Origin of the sequence: Bifidobacterium callitrichos DSM 23973, assembly GCF_000741175.1 — a bacterium.
GTDB lineage: Bacteria > Actinomycetota > Actinomycetes > Actinomycetales > Bifidobacteriaceae > Bifidobacterium > Bifidobacterium callitrichos.
Genome location: NZ_JGYS01000027.1, coordinates 1 through 4,209 on the forward strand (window position 1 = coordinate 1; position 4,209 = coordinate 4,209).

Consider the following 4,209-nt stretch of genomic DNA (forward strand, 5'->3'; position numbering starts at 1 on the left):
ACCGACCTGCTCGTCGCGGCGCGCGGCGCGGTCGACGCCGAGCCGGTGCCGCTTGCCGGGGTCGTCGACCAGTCCGTCGACGCGGTGCGGCCTCTCGCCGACAAACGCGGCGTCGTCATCGACAGGCGCGTCGACGGCGACCCCGCGCATCTTGTCGTGCAGGGCAACGCGGTGGGGTTGTCTCGCTGCCTCGTCGCCGTATTGGACAACGCGGTCGCGCACGCGCCCGACGGCACGCATGTGACCGTGTCGGTCGGCTACCGTCATGGCGGGGACGCCGTCATCCGCGTGGCCGACCGCGGGCCCGGCATCGGCGAGAACCCCGAACGCCTGTTCCGACGCTTCGCGCGCGACGACGACGGCACCGCCCACCAGGGCTACGGTCTGGGGCTAGCGCTGGCGCGCGACGTGGCGAACCGCTACGGCGGGACGCTCGACGTTGAATCCACGTCGGCGCGGGGCACGACGATGCGCATCACGCTGCCGCTGGCGTCGTGAGCCCGACATCGTGAGCCCGGCGTCGCGGCCGGGCGTGTCGCCCATTAGCGGATCCTAAGACGGTTCCCCATAACGTTGGCGCCATGATCGACAACATCACCGCATGCCCGGTCTCCACGGGCGGATTCATCGGAGCCATCACCGACTGGCTCGTCGGCCTCATGTCCGTCATGGGCGGACTCGGCACCGGCGTGGCCGTGCTGCTGGAGAACCTGTTCCCGCCGATTCCCAGCGAGGTTATCCTCCCGCTGGCCGGCTTCACCGCCGCGCAGGGTCATATGACCTTGGCCGAGGCGATCGTCGGCGCGACCATCGGTTCGGTCGCCGGCGCGCTCATGCTCTATGGCATCGCCTACGCGATCGGCGCCGAACGCATGCGCCGCCTGTTCGAGAAGATGCCCCTGACCGACGCCTCCGACATCGACAAGGCGAACGACTGGTTCGCCCGCTACGGCCTGCTCTCGGTGTTCATCGGCCGCGTCATCCCGATCGTGCGCAGCCTCATCTCCATTCCCGCGGGCATCGCGCGCACCGACCTTGTGCGGTTCACCCTGCTGACCGCGGTCGGCTCGGCCGTCTGGAACACGATCCTCGTCATGGCCGGCTACATGCTCGGCGCAGGGTGGTGCTCCATCCTCGGGTTCCTCGACCGCTTCCAGTACGCGGTCGCCGTGGTCGTCGTCGCGCTGATCGTCTGGTACGTCGTCGTCAAGGTCCGCGCGCACATGGCGGCGAGGGAGGTGTAAGACCCGGTGCCCGACGGGTCGGGTCACGGCTCGCTTGCGACCCCGGCGAGCGCGCCGATGCGTTCGACGAACGCTCTGACCTGCGGTTCCGGGTCGGCGGGGTAGAGGAGCCCGTAGTGCATGCCGACAGGCCGCGGCCAGTCGACGGGCACGTTGACGAGCTGCGGGTGGACCCCGTCCCACATGGGTTTGGAGATGAGCAGGTCGCCCGTTTCGGCGCATTCGTTGAACAGGTTCAGGTCGTAGTGGTCGATGTCGACCAGTTCGACGCCGTCCAGTCGCTCCAGCAGGTCACGGGCGATGTCGTCGGTGCCGCCGCATCGGCGCAGGATGCGTATGCGGGTGCGCACGCCGTCACGGCCGGCGAGATCGTCGAGCTTGAGTCGCGGCCGGCGTGACAGCGGATGGTCGCGGGGCACGGCCATGCATAGCGGTTCGTAGGAGATCGGCAGCGTGCCGCACGTCCCGTTCCAATGCTCGGGCGCGAACGCGGTGGCCACCGCGTCGATGTCCTCGCCCAGATGGGCGATGATGTCGTCGATCGGCACGTCGTCGTCCGGCATCGATACGAGCTCCACTCGGATGCGCGGGTCGGCTTCGCGCTGCCACAGGTCGAGGACGCGCCGGGCGGGGCGCAGCGCGGAGATGCCGAGTCTGACCGGCGGCGTGCCCGTATGCGCGCGACGCCGCATTCTCGCGATGATCTCGTTCGACTGACGGACGATCGAACGGGCGTCCTCGATGAACTCCGCTCCCGCCGCGGTCGGCGTCACGCCGCTGCGGGAGCGGTCGAACACCGTGATCCTGTACTCCCTTTCGAACGTGTTGACCTGTTTGGCCAACGCCGGCGTCGAGATGTGCAGGCGCCGGGCCGCCGCGGCGAAGCTTCCGGTCTCGGCCGCGGCAATGAGCGCGTCCAGTCTCCGGTCGTACATGATCCCGCCCTTCCTCGCACCATTCCGCCCGTCCGTGGCTCTCCCGATCGGCCACGAACGAGCGCCGATCGTAGCGTATTAACCGATGGTTTATGCACCATGAACCAGAATCGTCCGATATCCGCTGATTTTCGCTTGTTATCAAGCCTACACTGTTCCATGCGATTGTTCGAACGGATTACGGCGGAATAATGTCAGGCATCCGCCGAGGGGATGATCGCACAGGAGACGAGAGACAGGGGAGGGACGGCATGCGCTCATCGACCGCAACGCGCAGCATCAGGGACACCGAGGACGGCAGGGTGACGGACACGGGCCCCATGACCCAAGGCCGGCCCGCCGTCGGCCGCCACGACCATCACGCACACCATCCGGCGGCGTTCGCCACTGCGGCCGCGTCGATCGCCTCGTTCCTCGTCGGCATGGACGTGCTCATCGTCAACGTGGCGCTGCCGACCATCGCTCGCGACCTCGGCGGCGACATGGCCGTCCAGCAGTGGGTGGTCGACGGCTACAGCCTCCTGTTCGCCGCGTTGCTGCTCCTGTGCGGCAACCTCGCCGACCGGTGGGGCGCCAAACGCGTGTTCATCGCCGGCGCGACGCTGTTCTCCGCGGCGTCGCTGTTCAGCTCGTTCGCGTGGTCGATGACGGCGCTCGTCGCCGGACGCTGCCTGCTCGGCGTCGCCTCCGCGCTCATCCTGCCCGCATCGATGTCCCTGATCAACGAGGCGAACCCGGACCCTCGCCGCCGCGCATGGGCGCTGGCCCTGTGGGGCGCGGGAGGCGGCGAGCGCCTGGGCCGTGGGCCCGCTGCTCGGCGGACTGCTCACGCCGATCCACTGGAGCCTCGTGTTCGCGATCAACGTGCCGTTCTGCCTGCTCGTGCTTCTGCTCACGCTGCGCGTCGCGCCATCGCCGCGACGGCCCAAGCCGTTCGACTGGGTGGGGCAGACGCTGGCGCTGACGGGATTCGTCCTGTTCATCGCGGGCGTCATCGAGATCGGCTCGCTCGGCCTCAACTCGCCCCTCGCATGGGGGTTGACGGCCGGCGGCGCATTCACGCTCGCGGCGTTCGTGCGCTCGCAGGTGCGGGTGGACGCCCCGATGATGCCGCTGGACCTGTTCCGCGTACGCGGCATGCAGGTGGCGCTGATGATCGGGTTCGTCATGATCTTCAACTGGTACGGCATGGTGTTCATCTCGACGATGTTCCTGCAGAACGAGCGGGGGATGGGAGCCCTCGCCGCGGGACTCGTGTTCGTGCCGAGCGCGTTCGTCACCATCGGCGGCAACATCCTCGGCGGGCGCATCATCACCGCGCGCGGATCGCGCTTCTCTATCACGCTCGGACTGGCGATCATGATCGCCGGATTCCTGTTCGAGTTCCTGTACCCCGCGCCGATCCCCGTATGGGTGATCGCTGCGGGATTGAGCGTCGTCGGCTTCGGCGCCGCGATCACCACGCCGGCCGCCGCAGGCGTCGTCCTCGCCAGCGTGAAGGCGTCACAGGCAGGCATCGCCTCCGCCATGTTCAACACGTTCCGTCAGGTAGGCGGCGCGGTCGGCGTGGCCGTGTTCGGCGTCGTCGCCACGTTCCTGCCCACGCTGACCCTCGCCCTGAGGGCCGTGTTCCTCGCCTCGGCCGCGCTGCTCGTCCTCATCCTCATCTTCGAGCTGCTGTGCTGGCGCGAACGCTGAGGACCGGGGACGAGCATTCGGAAAGAATCGCGATCCACAGTATTCGATACGGGCATATAAAGCTTGGTACGGCAGCGTTTCCATCTATACGAGGGGATAAATTCGGATAATCATCGATACAATGAATGCGAATAATAAAAGAGTCTTCGCCAGTTTGTGTGGTGGGGTGTTGTGCCTCGGCGTCTTTGCCGGGGCTTTTTCGTGTGGGATATGAGAGGGGCGTTCTCCTGTATGGTTTGTTTCCGCCAAGAAAGTAGAACCGGAACAAGGGAACGCCTGTGCCAACCATATCAGCCGGCGCGCTCAAGCGCATGCTGCACCTGCCCGCCAAC

General features: G+C 67.2%; 4 protein-coding genes and 1 pseudogene. 4 read left to right on the forward strand and 1 reads right to left on the reverse strand.

The genetic code is table 11. The annotated features are described in order from the left end of the window. Positions 1-498, forward strand: a 498-nt coding sequence (locus tag BCAL_RS13830; protein WP_238549703.1) for a sensor histidine kinase, incomplete at its 5' end; no start/stop codon positions are given. Between the two features lie 83 nt (positions 499-581). Continuing rightward, complete coding sequence (locus BCAL_RS11260) at positions 582-1,244, forward strand: DedA family protein (protein ID WP_052118962.1); 663 nt, start codon at positions 582-584, stop codon at positions 1,242-1,244. Positions 1,245-1,267: 23 nt separating this feature from the next. On the opposite strand, the gene BCAL_RS11265 is transcribed toward BCAL_RS11260, so the two are convergent. Beyond that, the gene (locus tag BCAL_RS11265) at positions 1,268-2,179 is read right to left on the reverse strand and encodes a LysR family transcriptional regulator (RefSeq protein WP_043164010.1); all 912 of its coding nucleotides are present in this window, start codon (positions 2,177-2,179) and stop codon (positions 1,268-1,270) included. Positions 2,180-2,499: 320 nt separating this feature from the next. Between BCAL_RS11265 and BCAL_RS13995 the strand changes: the two are divergent. Both BCAL_RS13995 and BCAL_RS11270 read left to right on the forward strand, forming a co-directional pair. Further along, positions 2,500-2,904, forward strand: a pseudogene (locus BCAL_RS13995) (MFS transporter); the annotation flags it as partial. A gap of 76 nt (positions 2,905-2,980) precedes the next feature. Beyond that, positions 2,981-3,877 carry an MFS transporter gene (locus BCAL_RS11270; RefSeq protein WP_052401220.1) on the forward strand — a complete coding sequence of 299 codons (897 nt, stop codon included), beginning with the start codon at positions 2,981-2,983 and terminating at the stop codon, positions 3,875-3,877. Positions 3,878-4,209 lie beyond the last annotated feature (332 nt).